The organism is Shewanella morhuae (genome assembly GCF_003028295.1).
GTDB classification, from domain to species: Bacteria; Pseudomonadota; Gammaproteobacteria; order Enterobacterales; family Shewanellaceae; genus Shewanella; species Shewanella morhuae.
In genome coordinates this window covers 2,170,427-2,186,134 of record NZ_PYSG01000002.1, presented here as the reverse complement: position 1 = coordinate 2,186,134, position 15,708 = coordinate 2,170,427, and the positions used below count along the sequence as shown (strand labels likewise).

General features: G+C 38.6%; 16 protein-coding genes. 4 read left to right on the top strand and 12 right to left on the bottom strand.

The window, feature by feature from the left end:
- Nucleotides 1-2: 2 nt before the first annotated feature.
- Nucleotides 3-1,109 carry an efflux RND transporter periplasmic adaptor subunit gene (locus C9I43_RS10040; protein ID WP_107883363.1) on the bottom strand — a complete coding sequence of 369 codons (1,107 nt, stop codon included), beginning with the start codon at nt 1,107-1,109 and terminating at the stop codon, nt 3-5.
- 139 nt (nt 1,110-1,248) lie between these two features.
- Between C9I43_RS10040 and C9I43_RS10035 the strand changes: the two genes are divergently transcribed.
- Nucleotides 1,249-1,875: a TetR/AcrR family transcriptional regulator gene (locus tag C9I43_RS10035; RefSeq protein ID WP_107883362.1), complete on the top strand. Its 627-nt coding sequence runs from the start codon at nt 1,249-1,251 to the stop codon at nt 1,873-1,875.
- Nucleotides 1,876-2,071: 196 nt separating this feature from the next.
- Nucleotides 2,072-2,941: a DUF6268 family outer membrane beta-barrel protein gene (locus C9I43_RS10030; protein ID WP_373455350.1), complete on the top strand. Its 870-nt coding sequence runs from the start codon at nt 2,072-2,074 to the stop codon at nt 2,939-2,941.
- A gap of 12 nt (nt 2,942-2,953) precedes the next feature.
- Here C9I43_RS10030 and C9I43_RS10025 read toward each other — a convergent pair whose 3' ends face one another.
- The 3 genes from C9I43_RS10025 to C9I43_RS10015 all read right to left on the bottom strand — a co-directional run bounded on the left by C9I43_RS10025 (nt 2,954) and on the right by C9I43_RS10015 (nt 6,804).
- Entirely contained in the window at nt 2,954-3,514 is a 561-nt protein-coding gene (locus C9I43_RS10025; RefSeq protein WP_107883360.1) for a chalcone isomerase family protein, read from the bottom strand.
- Between the two features lie 231 nt (nt 3,515-3,745).
- Nucleotides 3,746-4,225, bottom strand: coding sequence for a DUF2947 domain-containing protein (locus C9I43_RS10020; RefSeq protein ID WP_107883359.1), 480 nt, complete (start codon nt 4,223-4,225; stop codon nt 3,746-3,748).
- 119 nt (nt 4,226-4,344) lie between these two features.
- A complete protein-coding gene (locus C9I43_RS10015) occupies nt 4,345-6,804 on the bottom strand; it encodes a 6-hydroxymethylpterin diphosphokinase MptE-like protein (protein ID WP_107883358.1) in 2,460 nt (819 codons plus the stop codon).
- Between the two features lie 362 nt (nt 6,805-7,166).
- Here C9I43_RS10015 and pseB point away from each other — a divergent pair, with 362 nt between their 5' ends.
- Both pseB and pseC read left to right on the top strand, forming a co-directional pair.
- Entirely contained in the window at nt 7,167-8,162 is a 996-nt protein-coding gene (gene pseB, locus C9I43_RS10010; protein ID WP_107883357.1) for a UDP-N-acetylglucosamine 4,6-dehydratase (inverting), read from the top strand.
- Nucleotides 8,159-9,316 (top strand): UDP-4-amino-4,6-dideoxy-N-acetyl-beta-L-altrosamine transaminase, encoded by a 1,158-nt coding sequence (gene pseC, locus C9I43_RS10005; RefSeq protein ID WP_107883356.1) that lies wholly within the window; start codon nt 8,159-8,161, stop codon nt 9,314-9,316. Before pseB ends, pseC begins: the two co-directional genes overlap by 4 nt.
- A gap of 233 nt (nt 9,317-9,549) precedes the next feature.
- Here the strand turns inward: pseC and C9I43_RS10000 are convergent, their stop codons facing one another.
- The 8 genes from C9I43_RS10000 to C9I43_RS09965 are packed head-to-tail and all read right to left on the bottom strand — an operon-like array spanning nt 9,550 to nt 15,650.
- Nucleotides 9,550-10,752, bottom strand: coding sequence for a class I SAM-dependent methyltransferase (locus C9I43_RS10000; RefSeq protein WP_107883355.1), 1,203 nt, complete (start codon nt 10,750-10,752; stop codon nt 9,550-9,552).
- 10 nt (nt 10,753-10,762) lie between these two features.
- Nucleotides 10,763-11,944 carry a class I SAM-dependent methyltransferase gene (locus C9I43_RS09995; protein WP_107883354.1) on the bottom strand — a complete coding sequence of 394 codons (1,182 nt, stop codon included), beginning with the start codon at nt 11,942-11,944 and terminating at the stop codon, nt 10,763-10,765.
- Nucleotides 11,945-11,954: 10 nt separating this feature from the next.
- Entirely contained in the window at nt 11,955-12,683 is a 729-nt protein-coding gene (locus C9I43_RS09990) for an SDR family NAD(P)-dependent oxidoreductase (protein ID WP_107883353.1), read from the bottom strand.
- On the bottom strand, nt 12,683-13,819 hold the full coding sequence (locus tag C9I43_RS09985; protein ID WP_107883352.1) for an AMP-binding protein: 1,137 nt from the start codon (nt 13,817-13,819) through the stop codon (nt 12,683-12,685). The genes C9I43_RS09990 and C9I43_RS09985 overlap by 1 nt, the downstream gene beginning before the upstream one ends.
- Nucleotides 13,819-14,064, bottom strand: a complete 246-nt coding sequence (locus C9I43_RS09980) for an acyl carrier protein (protein WP_107883351.1) — start codon at nt 14,062-14,064, stop codon at nt 13,819-13,821. Before C9I43_RS09980 ends, C9I43_RS09985 begins: the two co-directional genes overlap by 1 nt.
- On the bottom strand, nt 14,061-14,627 hold the full coding sequence (gene pseH, locus C9I43_RS09975) for a UDP-4-amino-4,6-dideoxy-N-acetyl-beta-L-altrosamine N-acetyltransferase (protein ID WP_107883350.1): 567 nt from the start codon (nt 14,625-14,627) through the stop codon (nt 14,061-14,063). Before pseH ends, C9I43_RS09980 begins: the two co-directional genes overlap by 4 nt.
- A 10-nt stretch (nt 14,628-14,637) precedes the next feature.
- Nucleotides 14,638-15,402, bottom strand: a complete 765-nt coding sequence (locus C9I43_RS09970; RefSeq protein WP_107883349.1) for an SDR family NAD(P)-dependent oxidoreductase — start codon at nt 15,400-15,402, stop codon at nt 14,638-14,640.
- A 14-nt stretch (nt 15,403-15,416) separates the two neighbouring features.
- The gene (locus C9I43_RS09965) at nt 15,417-15,650 is read right to left on the bottom strand and encodes an acyl carrier protein (RefSeq protein ID WP_107883348.1); all 234 of its coding nucleotides are present in this window, start codon (nt 15,648-15,650) and stop codon (nt 15,417-15,419) included.
- Nucleotides 15,651-15,708 lie beyond the last annotated feature (58 nt).

Sequence of the window (15,708 nt, the reverse complement as noted above, 5' to 3'; positions counted from 1 at the left end):
ATCTACCTCGTGGCCGCGGCAATAGGAGACACAGCTTGGCCTACGACCAGCTTATGCAGTCCTTGACTGACATAGATTTCATTAGGCTTAATTGCGCCTTGAATATAAGCCATGTCTTGGGTGGTGTAGAGGATTTCGACATCCCGTCGTTCAATGACTGATTGCTGCTCATCATTTGCGATAATATACAGATTCCATATTCCACGAATACCATCCGTCAGTGCTGAAATAGGCACCCAATAGCCCGTTTGCACTATTTGTTGTTGTTGATGCAGGTACGCAATTTCACCGTTAATCACACGGGCATCTTTAGGTAGACTTATTCTGAGTTGTAGGGTGCGACTGACGGAGCTTACTTCAGCACTGATACCGGCAATTTCGGCAGTGAAATTCTGATTTTGAACGCTGATTTTTACTTTTTCCCCAGCGTAAAATTGGTCGGCTAACGCAACAGGAATACCAATATAGGCTTCAGGATTGATATTTCCCACCAAGGTAAAGATAGGGCTACCTGCGGCAACCACTTCACCTAGATTATGTAGTCTCTGACTTATGGTGCCGTCAAAGGGCGCTATTAAGATAGATTTGTCGAGCTTAAGTTGATTGGCATGTTGTGAGGCGAGTAGACGGTTTTTTACTGCGGCTAAGCTACTTAATTGTGAGTGGTTTTCATCTAACAGTTGCTCAGAGACATAGCCCGATTTTTTTAATTGTTGATTACGTTTTAAGGTGCTGGTGGCTAGATCTACATCGGCTTGGGTTTGTGCCAGACTGGCTTGGATCTCTTGACGCTCAGCTTCGAGTAGTCGGGTATCGAGGATGGCAAGTATTTGCCCTTGCTTCACTTTACTGCCTGAATTTACTTGTAGTTCGTTTAACTTTCCCGCCAATTCAAAGCCAACACCAGTGGTATTGCCAGCGCGGATTGTGCCGGAATAGGTTTGTATGCGTTGATAACTTGGCGTTAGAGTTAATGTTTGACTCGTCACAGTGGGCAACGTGACTTCAGTGGCGTGTTCAGTTACTTCCTTTTGGCAGGCCGTTAATGATGCAAACGCAAACACGCAAATGTGAGTCGTGCGCCAAAAGCGCCTTGCTGTGAGATCCATAATCAGTATTTCCACTGTGAGTTAAACGTTAATACAATGTAACTAGACTTGCTAGTCTAGTTGCGAAAGACTGGACTGTCTAGTCTATTTCGTGCTTAACTAATGCAAATTTATTGTATTTAACCAGTTGAGAGTAGATATGACGCATTCCTCCAAACCACTGTTGCCGCTAAGCCGTAGCGAGCAAAAGCGTCAACAAGTACTTGAAGCTGCAATTGATTTATTCTGTCGTCAAGGTTTTCCTCACACCAGCATGGATGAAGTTGCAAAACTTGCGGGAGTGTCAAAACAAACCGTGTATTCCTATTACGGTAGTAAAGATGAATTATTTGTTGCGGCCATTGAGTCTAAATGTGTTAGCCATAATCTTAATGATGGGTTGTTAAGTGACCCGAGTGAACCCGAGTTAGCCTTGACCCAATTTGCGCTGCAATTTGGTGAGATGATAGTTAGCCCCGAAACCATCACAGTGTTTAAAACTTGTGTTGCCCAATCCGAAAGCCATCCCGAAGTGTCGCGGTTGTTTTTTGAGGCAGGGCCTCAACATATTGTGGCAATATTGGCTGATTATTTAGCTGCTGTAGATTTACTTGGAATATATTGTTTTGGTAATGCTCACCACAGTGCAGTGCGTTTTTGTTTAATGTTATTTGGTGAACTTAAATTAAAATTGGAGTTGGGGTTAGCCGTCGATGAACTCCTTGACGACAGAGAAAAATATATTTTAGGCTGTGCTGAAATGTTTTTAAAAGCGCATCGACTATAGCCAAAAAACGGTTTTAGAAGTATCACTTTGTATCTACACATGGATAGCGTGAACTTTTTTGTTTGATAGCGCGTATCATATGCGCAAAATATATTTCGACATTTACATGTAAGGATTGAGCGTGGCTAATCAACTACACCCACAACTGAGCACAAAATACCCCACACTGAAATATGGTTTATTGTTGCTGCCACTAATGAGTAGTGCGGTGATCGCGGCAGATAAACCATTGCAGGAAAGTAAGCCGTTTAGATTAAATATCTCCCAGGTGAGCACTCAAAGTGCAGAGGTTGCCAATGGCAATACCGAGCTGCAAAGAGACAGCTTATTGCTCAGTGCTGGCATGAATATACCGCTAGATCAGCAATGGTCAGTGGGTTTTAATGTCGGTTACGATCGGCTCAATTATGATTGGCGCAATATTAGTCTTACAGGACCCAATAATGTTTCATCATTATTTGGTTCTGACGGACAAAGTTGGGATCATATTAACCGTTATCGTGCTGGGGTTTCTTTAAACTACCGTATGGATAAACGTTGGTCTTTTTCGTTAGCACCGCAGATCCAATATGCTTACGCTGATACTGCATCAGCTGACCAAGCACAGAGCTATGGTGTTGTGGCATCGGTAATGTATGCATTAAAATCGGGCAATATGATTGGTTTTGGGGTCGCATACCTTAACGATATTGACGAGGTTCGGACAGTGCCTTATCTCGCTATGCGCTGGCAGATAGATGAACATTGGGCACTTGCTAACCCCTTCCAAGCCGGTTTTAGTGGTCCTGCAGGATTAGAATTGAGTTATAAATTTAATCCTGATTGGAATATAGGTTTTGGTAGCTCGCGCCGTACCGAGCGTTTTCTCATCGAAGATGATGATACCGTAGTAGAAACTAACGAATGGGTCAGTTATCTGCGCGGTGGTTGGCAAGCGACTTCCGCACTTTCTGTTAACCTGTACGCGGGTTACTACTTTGATAGTGAAGTAGAAGTGACCAACCAAACGGCTCTTAAAATCGATAACCAAGGTGCTGTTGCCTTGGATATCGGCTTCAAATTCTAAGGTCAAGTTAAGTTATTTGCCCAGCATGGCCTCTTTTAGGCTGTTCTGGGCAGGTTGATCACCTAGCCAAATTTTTAATAGTGCTTGGCGGAACATCTCACCTTCAATAGTCGCTTGTTCTTGACCATTTTTGTAAGCCGTCACGCCGCGGGATTTATTGGCGACTAAGGTAAATTGGTCGCCAGCTTTAATTTCTTGATTAAATAGCGCCATAAAAGTATCGATTTGCGGCTGAATGTCAGCGGTATTATCAGCAGTGGCGTGCTCAAACCCTTCGGTAATTGCATCGCGCATTTTTTCGGAGGTGATCATGCCTGAAGTGATGTTCAGTCGAATGACTGCAATCGGAGCATTAATGACGGCTGCCGTGCTATTCAAGGCTGTAGGCACGTAGAGGCTTCCCACATATAAATCCATAAAGAATTTACTACGAACGCCAGCACCATTAAGTGGTAAAACCTGGCTATCTAATGTCACACTATCGGCAACTTGCACACCTGAAACGTCTTTTGCAAAGACAGTGTTAGGTAATAACAGCGCGGTTGCGAGCGTAAGCGTGGAGAGTAACTTCATAATACACCTCATTTTTAGATTCTAATTATTGGGTTTAAAACTGGTTTTAATGAGTATTTGAGCAAAAACGTTAGTATCGATTTTGCAAACACTCAATACTGCAAACGGATGTTAATCTAAACAGAGGGGTGAGTGATAGACCAATGACGTTTAAGCATGATGTGGTGATGGGGAAATTAGGCATACATGCGTTAAGCATTAGTATGCCATTTGTGTGCAAACAGGATTAAATTAACCGCGAGTACCTAGCTTGTACTGCCCATTTTGTTCGAACATAACTGCTTGTTTTTGTTTTGAAGAAATCAGAATTGGACCGTCATCGAAAAATAAAAAACATTTCCAGTTGCGGACAAATACATCCCAACGGGTTTCAATTACTTGATATTTTTCATAGCAAAAATATACCAGCGTATCATCTGGCCATTTAATGAAATCGGCTAACATAGCAGGTAAACGGCCCTCTTCACTGTCCCAAACGCTCTGCCAGTCATCAGTTTCAGTCCAAGCATCAGCTTTGGCAGCCCAATCACCCTTAGTAAATTGCTCTGCTCGACTACTTTTATTACTGATCCATTGGTTCCATACCTCCATAGCACTTTTGTCCGTTAACGGTAGGATATGCGCCTTATCCTCATCGGTAACAGGTAAGTCTTTGTGGTTGAAAATCCACTTACGGCGGTAGGTCTCTAAAGGTATATAAGTATGAGCCAAACAAAATCTCCTTGGGTATGCGAGTGAACAATGTTGAAATGAGGCTAATTATACTGTCTAGTAAGGTAATATTGAAATCACCGAACATGAATATTAGTGTTCGGTGCGAGTTTTTAACATTATAGCGAAGAAGCCATTAATCGCGTGAGCTCTGCTAAGTACTCTTGTGCAACTTGATTATTGGGGTCTGCATCAATCGCATTGGAAAATGCAGTGTGAGAGGCTTCTACTTGATTGATTTCAATCATAAATAACCCTAGCTTTATCCATGTCTGCGTGTCCGAAGGATATTTTTCTAAATAATCTAAGTAAGCATTAACAGATTGTTGAGTTTTTCCTTGAAGCTTTAAAATATGTGCATACTGGGGCATATACTCATCACTATGAGTTAAAATTTTGACCAACGTTGCTTCCGCTAGTTCAAGGTTACTCAATTTGAGAGCGAGCAAAATAATATTTTTTAACTCCATCTCAGTGCAAAGTTCCTCGGGTATAGCAAGCAAGGCATCTAATGCTTGTTGGGGTTGTTGCTCTAGGCTAAGTTGGAAGGATAGGGCGAGGTGATATAGCCGATTTGCTTCAGTATTTTGTGCAATAAAAGGCAGTAAATTACTGGCTGTCAAAGCTAGACCATAATGATTTTTGGATTGGTTAAGTCGGATAATCTTAGTATAAACATGATTCATCGCTGAATTCGAATTAAGCACACCAGTATAAGTTTGTTTAACAGGTGTGATGTTTTGCTTAAATAATAGGCTGAGCTCTAATAATAAATCGCTTTCACTCTGAACTAAAATATGTTGTTTATGCATTTTTTGCCAAATAAGAAACCTACCAGGCTGGTTTTCTTTTTTCCATCTAACGGCTAACTCTGAGAGTGGAGTATCGCTCATTTCCTTTAGCCTAAATTGAATTTTTTCATGAGCATTCTCTATAAGAGATAACATTATTCCGCAAATAGATGAGAATGCATCATAATAACTTTTTGTCATATTGTTAATATGGGTTTGAGTCCAGTTATCCTTGTCTCGAGTAGTTAAAAAATTGGAAAATTCATGATAGCCATAAAATTTTATGAGTGTAGATAAATTACTATACTTTCTGTTTAACCTATCTTCTATTTTATTTATCTCATCCATGGTTTTTACTGATAGATTAGAGTTTAGGTTTAAAGTTAATGATAGCTTTTTTGCTTTTTTTACCAGAGAGAAAACTTTTTCAAAATCGACTGTCACTTTAGTTAACTCAGTTTTCATGGCCGTTAAGTCATGACTTGAGTATTTTATGTTGATATTTTCAAGGCTTTTTGATTGCAATGTATCTAATTGGATATTATCGGGGTTTACGTAAGATATACCCGTAATTTTAGCTGTTCTGTTAGATAAATTAATAATATCAACGTCAGGATAAGCTTGTGCCTCTTGCTCTAATGACTCCATAGCATGTCTAAGTTGCAATAACGTTTCCGCAGGATAACCCTCATAGGTCTCTACCCACACCGTATTATGCCCTAAACAGGGGCCTTGATTGGCTTCTGGCGTCCCGCTAGCATGGGTATAGCCTGATTTCGAGTAACAAAAATCCACACCACTTAACAGTATTCTAGTAAATCCCATCTCTATTGCGAGGCGTACTGAGCTATTGGTTACCGTTGGTCCAACTGTAATGATATTATCTCGATCATTTTTATCATCCCAGGGAAGGCGTTGTCCCATATAAAGGCACTGTCCTTGCCATTGAGATAATATCTTCGGACTAACATGATATGAATGAACGAGTATTGAATTATCGCTTAAATCAAACATATCGCGACTTACATTAAAGCTGACATCTTGTGGATCAACACTGACGATAATATCGGGAGTAATAGACAGTTTTGCTAATCTACCTGCAATGCGGGATACGCAAATGATAAATAGGTTATTTCTGTTCTCGTAGATCCAATCAATATTTTCATCTAATGAAGGACCGCCCGCAATAACAATGCAGGTTTGTCCTGAGAAGGTGTTTTTTAGTATTTTTGCTTGTGTATGATTATCTGATATATTCGCCAGTTGAGTATGAATGAATATTTTTTGTGTTGAGTCTATTTGGCTTTGAAATGACATGTTTTGTAATTTAGATTCAATGTCATTTAGTAGCGTGTTGTAATCATCAACATGCTTGGCGGTAACCGCTAGAGAGGGGAAAAGACGGTACTGACCTTTTGTGATATAAATTTTAATCTCGTCTTGGCTTAATATTTCATCTACAGCCGATTCATCAACAATGATAAGTTTTTTTTGTAAATGCTGGGGGATATCAATAACCAATAAAGGCAGTACCGATGATAGCTCGATAAATACAAACTTACTTCCGTCAGGAAATTTTGCTTCCAGTACATAGTTGGCTAGTAGTCCAGAGTCCATCCCAATGATAATATTTAGGTTGTCCTTCTGATGGAGTAGATTTTTGAAATTTTTCTCATAAATGGTCTTTGAGTCAATATTGTCAAAAGTATGACGGTTTATACTAGGTAAGTAGTATTCGTTGAAGCGACTTATTGCAAAGTTATTCAATATGTTAGTTTGTAGTTGCATATTTTCCTCTATATAGGGTGAACAACTCATGGGTTTGCTTTAAGAGTCATTAGGATAGTGTCATTTCTTGGCATGTCAGCGCAAGTACGAGCAATTTACGTTCCAGCTAAGCCCTGATGCATGTTATGGGTGAAGATATTTGCTTTAATACTTATTTAGGGGGCTACACGTCAATAAATCGATAAAAAATTTATATTTTATCGATACTTGCCTATAATCATATCCCAATGCTTGTATAATGTTTTAACTTATTTAATCATAATGAATATATTGGCGCGGATATTGCTTTAGATTTTGTCAATGATTTTTTAGTCTTGTCACTGGTCGCTAATCGAAGATGTATATACTTTGTGGGGAAGTTTATGTTTGATAATAAAACGATTTTGATTACCGGTGGCACTGGGTCATTTGGGCAAAAATACACTAAAACAATTCTAGAACGCTACAAACCCAAAAGGCTTATTATATTCTCTCGTGATGAACTTAAGCAGTATGAAATGCAACAAGTTTATAATGCGCCCTGTATGCGTTACTTTATTGGCGATGTGCGTGATGCTGATCGATTAAAGCAAGCATTTAAAGATGTGGATTATGTCATTCATGCAGCAGCATTAAAGCAAGTCCCTGCTGCTGAATATAACCCGATGGAATGCATTAAGACAAATATCCATGGAGCTGAGAACGTTATTCGTGCCGCGATCAGTAATAATGTTAAAAAAGTAATTGCCTTGTCTACAGATAAGGCTGCTAGCCCAATAAATCTATATGGCGCGACCAAGCTCGTCTCAGATAAACTTTTTGTCGCAGCAAACAACGTTGTTGGTGAAGGGCAAACACGCTTTTCCGTTGTGCGTTATGGCAATGTCGTTGGTTCTCGTGGTTCTGTGGTTCCGTTTTTTAAACAACTAGTTGCTAATGGTGCTAAATCTTTGCCTGTTACTCACCCTGAGATGACTCGTTTTTGGATTATGCTCCAAGATGGTGTTGATTTTGTGTTGAAAAATTTTGCTCGTATGCAAGGTGGTGAAATTTTCGTACCTAAAATACCATCTATCAGAATTACAGATCTTGCAGAAGCCTATGGTCCAGGGTTAACTCAAGATATTGTTGGGGTTCGTCCTGGTGAGAAAATGCATGAAATTATGTGTCCAGGGGATGACTCTCACCATACTATTGAGTTTGAAGATCACTTTGTCATTACGCCGAGTATTAAGTTTTTTAGCCAAGAAAATGATTACACCAATAATTTGTTAGGTGAACATGGTCAATTGGTGGAAAGCGGTTTTGAATACCACTCTGGAAATAATCCGCATTTTCTTAGCACCGTAGAAATCTTAAAAATGGATGAGATAGGATGATCCCATACGGTAAGCAAGATATTAATCAATTTGATATAGATGCGGTTGTTGAGGTCTTGAAGTCTGATTTTTTGACACAGGGCCCTAAAGTTGCTGAATTTGAAGATGCCGTAGCTCGTGCCGTTGATGCGCAATTTGCAATTGCAGTCAATAGCGCAACGTCAGCGTTACATATTGCGTGTCTTGCATTAGGTGTGAAAAAAGGTGATTTAGTTTGGACTTCACCCATTACCTTTGTAGCATCTGCTAACTGCGCCCTCTATTGTGACGCTGAAATTGATTTTGTTGATGTTGAACCGACAACAGGTAATCTATGCGCGCAAGCATTCAAAAATAAACTTGAACATGCCAAACTTCTTGGGCGTCTACCTAAAGTGGTTATTCCCGTGCATTTAGCGGGTCATAGTTGTGATATGCAAAGAATTAGCGAACTTGCTAAGCAATACCAAGTAAAAATAATCGAAGATGCATCTCATGCTATAGGTGGACATTTCCAAGGTAATAAGATTGGTTCTTGCCATTTTTCTGATATCACAGTATTCAGTTTTCACCCAGTTAAGGTAATTACGACCGCAGAAGGCGGTATGTTAACGACACAAGATAGTGAGCTCGCAGCAACATTAAATTTGTTGCGCAGTCATGGGATCACACGCGAGCTAAGCCAGTTGACACGTCCAAATGAAGGCGATTGGTATTATGAACAACATATACTGGGTTTCAATTACCGGATGTCAGATCTACAGGCTGCTCTTGGTTTAAGTCAAATTAAGCGCTTAGAATCATTTGTGGAGAGAAGAAATCAATTTGCTAAATATTATGAAAAAGTATTAAAAAATTTAAATATTGGATTTATTAAACCACTAGAAAATTGCCGAAGTGCATATCACTTATTTATCATTAGATTACCAGAAGATAAAGATCGGAAATCAATCTTTAATTTGATGCGGCAAGCTGGTATTGGTGTTCACGTGCACTATTTTCCAGTATACCTTCAACCTTTTTATATTAAAAAAGGATACTTTTCTGGATATTGCCCAGGCGCTGAAAATTACTATGCTAATTGCCTTACCATACCGATTTTCACTCAGATGAAAGAGAAAGAACAAGATTTTATTTTAAAAAAACTTCATGATATCATATTTGATATAAATTAGTTGCTAGAGAGTTGGTTTTTATATCGGTGGTAGCGAGGTTTTTCAAGGCAGTTGTAACCTAAATTATTACACAGCTTCTTTATTTTGCTCTGGATTTAACTCCGAAGCCATATTGGATGCCTGTTTCGCTCTTCTTTTGATCATTGTTCTGGATGTTCACTTCTTTTTGTTTGGTACAACGCTTGGGGTGTTGTATGTGTGACTAATAAATAGTCGCTGATTTAAGTGTGATATTAAATATCGGCTATGGAAATACTCCACATTTTAGATATTTTTTTCATTTTTTCTTTTGTTGGTGCATAGATTGGAATTATATATATAGCTTCGCTGGCGTGTTCTAACTCTGAGCTAGATAAGATACGCTGACCTTCAAAGGTATGCCCTGCGAGATCATAGTCATAAAGAGTAATATGTTGCTGTTTTATTGATTCAATTATAGATGGGTAGTTTTTTGTAAATAAATAAAAATCTCCACCAAGTCCCCAAAATCCAATTTTTTTGTTTTTTTTCAAATTTAGTTTCACTATGTCAAAAAGAGCATTTTGATATTTTTTATATGCACTAAAACGTTTTTCTACAGCATGCTTCGCAGTGTTTGTAATTTTAGGATCCATTATAAATTCAGTAGTTTTATCTTTTTCCAGTAGAAGCATTAATCTTGGAATGTTTCCAGTTGTCAGTTGTTGTTGCTTTACAATTTTAAATCCAGATTTTTTAATTAATAAGGCTATTGAATCTTTACTATAATAATGAATATGTTGGCCATGAACTAAGTTTGTCACAGCTAAGTTTTCAATAAATGCATCTTGACTACAATCAGGAACTTCGATGAAAATATAACCATCATCAGCTAAAATACTACCTATGTTTTGTAGAAAATAAATTGGTTCAATTATATGCTCTAAAACATGAGTGCTTATTGCTAATGAAATAGATTTTTTATTGAAATACTTTTTAATGTTGTCTAGCTTATTTAAATCAGCATCAATATGAGTAATAGTATTTGAATGTGTGTGGTCGTGAAAGTCTACGCTTGAAAATTTTAATGAGTAAGAAGGGTACTCTTGCGCAATATATTTTAATGTAGTGCCTGCTCCAGCTCCAAAATCTACTACATGAATATTTTCTGTAATATAGGGTGCAATAAAATCTACCATCTCCTCATAAGGAGATTTATTATCTATAGGAGTATCACACCACATATCAGGTTCTAAATTACTTGAAAAATAGAGTGAATTAAATATCTCATCAGTATAGGGCACTGTGACTTGTACATGATAGCAATGCTGACATTGAGCTATTGGAAAATAAAGTATTTTTCTGACGAGTTCGACATTACTTCTGTCCCAAATTCCAGAAATAAGTGTATCTATTATTTTCCAATTCGTATGGATACATATTTTGCAGGTTGTTTGCAGGGGGGAGTTTGTATTCATTATATTGCTCTCACTTTAGATAGCAGTCTAAAACGTTCTTCCAGTCGCAGCATACAGCCCGCATCTTAATGCGTGTTTCTAAAAGTAGAGGGCTAATTAATACGGTATAGTCGACTGTGGGAATATCACTGCTGCATAAAATTATTTGTGATTGAAACTCTTTACCTTTTAGGGCGTAATCAAAAAGTATCATTTTCCCTTGGGAAATAAGACTTTTAAGGTCGGCATGTTCATTAATTAGACTATAAAAATCAGCACCGATTCCCCAGAGTCCGACTTTTCCTTCTTGAATAATTTTTTCGCGTAATATGCTAGCTAATCGTGAGCGTAGTTCACTGCACTGTGCTTGATAATGGCATATCACATCAACAGCATTGAAAATTGGCACTGAAACATGAGCTTGCTCGATTAGATTTACTTTTAATAACATCTGTAGTCTAGGTATATATCCAGTAGTTATTCTCGCTATTTTTACTGCTTTTAGTCCGGCTTTGTGAGCAGCATAATTAAGTGAGTCAACAGTAAAGTAATGAATATGCTGCAAATTTATGAGATTGCTCATACCAATTGACTCGATATTATGGCGTTCCGAAAAATCAGGAACCTCAATGAAAATAGCGCCAGTAGGGCTCAATTGTTTTTTTATTTGTCGTAAAAAATCGACAGGATCTATTACATGCTCCAATACATGGGATGCCATTGCAAGATCAACCCCGTTGGGCCAATGGTCATTTGATAGATTTTGAAGCTGATTTAGATCGAATGATAAATAGCGAATATTCTTTTGTGAAAAACGATCATTAAAATCAATGCCAATTAAGGTACTTTTGGGTGTTGCACTATGTGTTGCTTCTAAGAGCTTACCTTCACCACAACCAAAATCGACGATTGTGTTAGGCGCTAAATCACTCAATGCAAAGCTAACCATCTCTTCATAGGGGCTATTACTATTTAAAAGCGATTCATGCCACATAACCGCTTCTTGGGCAGAGTGAAAATATAAATTTTTAAATAGTTCTGAGGTGTATTCGCTGCTGATTTGAACATGCCCACAATGCTGACATATTGACAGCGGATAGTCGGATGATTTACGCACCAGCATTGAGGTATTCTTGTCCCATACTCCAAATGAAATTTGAGAAAATATTCGCCATTGCTGAGTGTGGCAAAGTTGACATTGAACTGTGGGCATAGAGGTCATCCTAGGTTGTGATGCCACCATCAATAGTGAGAGTTTGTCCGGTAATAAATGCTGCGCCATCAGACAAGAGAAAGCTAATTGCAGGAGTAATATCTTCCACAGTACCGAGTCTGTGCATTGGCGTCCGGCGAATGATTTGGTCACGCTTTTTATCTGAAAGGATCGATGACATTTCGGTGTCTAAATATCCTGGAGCAATGGAGTTAATAGTAATATTTCGCCGTCCATTTTCTCTCGCTAATGCTCGGGTTAATCCATCAAGACCCGCTTTAGAGGCCGAGTAGGCTGCAAGTCCTGTATAACCTCTACTACCTATGATCGAGCTGATATTGATAATTCTTCCCGCACTATTTTGCCGTAAGAAAACACGTAACGCTTCTCGTGCTAAATAAAGCGCCCCATGCAAATTAACTTGCAGAAGGGTATCTGATTCGATATTAGGGAATGTTGCTAATATACCTTCTTTGGCAATACCAGCATTATTGATTATGGCCCACAGTTGCGTTTCTTTGGCCCAGTCACAGGCTTGCTTTACAAATAGTGCCGTTTGCGCAGCATTGCCAATTTCGGCTTGAAACCATTGGAAATATGGATATTGAGAGGTTAGTTGGTCAATCTCTGACGTTTTTGCTCGACTGCAAGTTGAGACCATATAGCCTTCTTCTAACAGATGTTTAACTATTGCTAGTCCTAGCCCACGGCTACCACCACTAACTATCACATGTTTCATTAGATCGTTCTCTGCTTTTTCCCTGCATCAGTTAATGTTATCTGCTCAGCAAAAATTATAATTCTAGGCTTTGCTGCCGACTCTAGATTATGACTATAGGCATCTAGTGATGCTCTAGCCAATATTTGATCTTGTGCGCAGAGTTCGATACAAACTAAAGACCCTGTAATTGGATTTGCCTTAGCAAACACTCTCGCATCAGAAATGCCTTCAAGTGCGATTATTTGGTGCTCTAAGGCTTCAAGATTGACTTTAACACCGCCAACATTGACGAGGTTATCTTGACGTCCGCTAAATAAAAAACGATCTTCTGTTTCTATAATGTTATCGCCTGTATCAAGTTGCAAATGATCTTTTTTTAAAATCAGTGACTGGGCAATTTTTAATTGCCAGCCGTTAAAGGACTGATTGGTCCAAGATTTAGGGAAGCCTGCTAGACCATCCTTGACCGTAAATATCACACCTGTTTCTGTTGTGGCATAAATATGCCTTAGTGCTGCTTTGGGAAAATAAGTTTTGATGTCATCTAGAATAGACTGTGTGGCAATTTCGCCTCCTAAACTAATCAGTTTAAGCTTGGGGAAATTCTTCCCCCAGGCAAGTAACATAGCCCTAAACATCGATGGTGTTGCACTGATAGCATTGACCTTATTGTTTAAAGCAATATCTGCTTTTTGCCTAATATTGGCATCGACATTGGCAATTAAAGTGTCATTAGACACTATGGCTTGTAATATAACCTGTATCCCAGCAAAGCTCATTGGGTTATAACATAAGAGCCATCGTGTCGATTCAGCATACGTTTTACTATTTTTCGGCAGTAGGGAATCGATAGAGTGAAATATAAGTTTTGGTGTTCCTGTTGTGCCTGAAGTAAATAGCCCAATCTTAAATGTATTGGGTACATCTTCACAATCAAAAGCTTGTCCATTCCGGTTAAAGATAACTGGAATATCCTGTTGTTGGCCTATGATCATGGCTTTTAGCATCTTTGAAACTAACGGGCCATTATTTTCAAGCTGGCAGTTTAATTGTATGTAGTTGAGCTGTTCATCAATCGCTAATGGGCCAAGGCTTGTGAGTTTGTAGCAAACATCATGTTCTATTAACTTAAAATCCGCATTTAACTTAAACATTAGGTCAACATGCCTTCATAAAGATGAATCAGTTCTCCTACAGTATGAAAGCTTTTAAAGCCTTCTCTGAACGGATCAAGTCCTGTAGACATTTCTAAGCTAACTATCAGGGTGGCAAGATCTAAGGAGTCCATAGGTAAATCGTTTAAGAAATGATAATTAAGTAAGATATCTGGACAAGTTTCACCTTTAGTCTCAATGATTCGACGTGTTTCCTCAATGATGATTGTAGTTAGATTTGTCATGCGAAGTCCCAATCGTTAAATGCTGCTGAAATTTTTTCTAGACTATAATGTTGCTTCTGGCTGAGCCAATCTTCTTTCAGTTGTTCAAAGATATAAACATCTAAAAATTGGTCATTTTTAAATATATGTTGTTTTAAATAACCTACTAATCTTGTTTTGTGTAAAGTCTGTAGCTTAACGACTTTTTCATTGGCGTTGAGTACATGATTAACAATTTTATTCATTTTTAATTGGTGAAAAACATAGTTACAAATATAGGTATGCATTGTTACACCATATTTTAATCTAGCTTGTCTTTCATAAATGTATGAGCCAGTGCTGCAGCGTTGGTTTAGATAATCAATATCACTAAAACAGAGAAAACCGATAGATATTCCATCGTCTTGAATCATGTAGCCTCGGTAGTCTCTGCGATCTTGCAAAGATTTAATCCAAGCTTGCTGCTTTTTAAGTGATGGTTCTTGCAGATCAGTAAACATATGCTGAGTTATTTCTGGTGATGTACGCCATTTCAACAGTAGTTCAGCATCATTTACATCAATTCGTTTAAAATTGAGTGCCATGTGTTACTTCTTAGTTTGCCAGATACCCGCCTTCGACGGGTAGCGTTACAGCATTAATCCATTTCGCCGCATCACTTAATAAAAATGCAACAGCATTTGCGACATCTTCTGGCTGGCCCATTCCCATTGGGTGTTGGTCCAGCATGTGCTGAAATTGCGCTTCCGTCATACTGTTTTTAGTTCGCTGCACCATTTCAGTGTCCACTAACGCAGGTGCCACACAGTTAACGCGAATATTATCTCTTAAGAGTTCCATTGATAACCCTCGAGTTAATGACATTAATCCTGCTTTGCTTGCGCCATACAGCGTATTCCCTGTTTGCCCTATTAAACCAGCTATAGAGGCAACAAAAACAATCGCTCCTTGCTTATTTCTATCCCGCTTAAGGCGAAAACCCTTTGTAATGGCCATGGCACTCGCCAGATTGACATGCATAGTTTCATCAAAAAATGCTTGGTCAAATAAGCGTATCGGTTTAGTTACTTGTATACCGGCACAATGCACAAATCCATCAAAATAGCCTTCAGCTTGGCTTAAGGATTTAAACCATTCACAGAGTTCATCGGTGTTAGCCATATCAAATACAGCAATACTGTGCCCACCACCTGACATCTGCTGTAAGGTGTCCTTGAGACTTTCAAGATGGCGGCCATTGATCACAACTTTTGCACCAAGCTGAGAAAGTAAAATAGCACATGCTCGACCAATACCAGCTGAAGCACCAGTGATGAGTATGCGTTTATCACTTAACACCATTGGGTTATGTAATACCATGATAACTTTGTACCTTAAGCAGTAAGGTGTTCTTGTACTAATGCAATCAGATCATTCACTGTTTTAATTTTCTCTAACTTGTCGCCTTGAATAACAATATCAAAATGTTCATCAGCCATAGCGATAACACTTAGAAATGCTAATGAGTCCCATTGTTCAATATCCATCAGCACTTCATCACCTTGTAAAGTATTGCTATCAAGCTCTAGGATCTCTTCAAGTAGATTTAAAAACTCTTGTTTATTCATTTGTCTTACCTCTTGCTATGATTTGTAATCGTTTCTTATTTGCTATCGGCTTACTAAC

Bases quoted from the DNA above. Each gene is read 5' to 3' on its own strand.
- C9I43_RS10040 (WP_107883363.1), bottom strand. From the start codon at position 1,109: ATGGATCTCACAGCAAGGCGCTTTTGGCGCACGACTCACATTTGCGTG.
- C9I43_RS10035 (WP_107883362.1), top strand. From the start codon at position 1,249: ATGACGCATTCCTCCAAACCACTGTTGCCGCTAAGCCGTAGCGAGCAA.
- C9I43_RS10030 (WP_373455350.1), top strand. From the start codon at position 2,072: ATGAGTAGTGCGGTGATCGCGGCAGATAAACCATTGCAGGAAAGTAAG.
- C9I43_RS10025 (WP_107883360.1), bottom strand. From the start codon at position 3,514: ATGAAGTTACTCTCCACGCTTACGCTCGCAACCGCGCTGTTATTACCT.
- C9I43_RS10015 (WP_107883358.1), bottom strand. From the start codon at position 6,804: ATGCAACTACAAACTAACATATTGAATAACTTTGCAATAAGTCGCTTC.
- pseB (WP_107883357.1), top strand. From the start codon at position 7,167: ATGTTTGATAATAAAACGATTTTGATTACCGGTGGCACTGGGTCATTT.
- pseC (WP_107883356.1), top strand. From the start codon at position 8,159: ATGATCCCATACGGTAAGCAAGATATTAATCAATTTGATATAGATGCG.
- C9I43_RS10000 (WP_107883355.1), bottom strand. From the start codon at position 10,752: ATGAATACAAACTCCCCCCTGCAAACAACCTGCAAAATATGTATCCAT.
- C9I43_RS09995 (WP_107883354.1), bottom strand. From the start codon at position 11,944: ATGCCCACAGTTCAATGTCAACTTTGCCACACTCAGCAATGGCGAATA.
- C9I43_RS09990 (WP_107883353.1), bottom strand. From the start codon at position 12,683: ATGAAACATGTGATAGTTAGTGGTGGTAGCCGTGGGCTAGGACTAGCA.
- C9I43_RS09985 (WP_107883352.1), bottom strand. From the start codon at position 13,819: ATGTTTAAGTTAAATGCGGATTTTAAGTTAATAGAACATGATGTTTGC.
- C9I43_RS09980 (WP_107883351.1), bottom strand. From the start codon at position 14,064: ATGACAAATCTAACTACAATCATCATTGAGGAAACACGTCGAATCATT.
- pseH (WP_107883350.1), bottom strand. From the start codon at position 14,627: ATGGCACTCAATTTTAAACGAATTGATGTAAATGATGCTGAACTACTG.
- C9I43_RS09970 (WP_107883349.1), bottom strand. From the start codon at position 15,402: ATGGTATTACATAACCCAATGGTGTTAAGTGATAAACGCATACTCATC.
- C9I43_RS09965 (WP_107883348.1), bottom strand. From the start codon at position 15,650: ATGAATAAACAAGAGTTTTTAAATCTACTTGAAGAGATCCTAGAGCTT.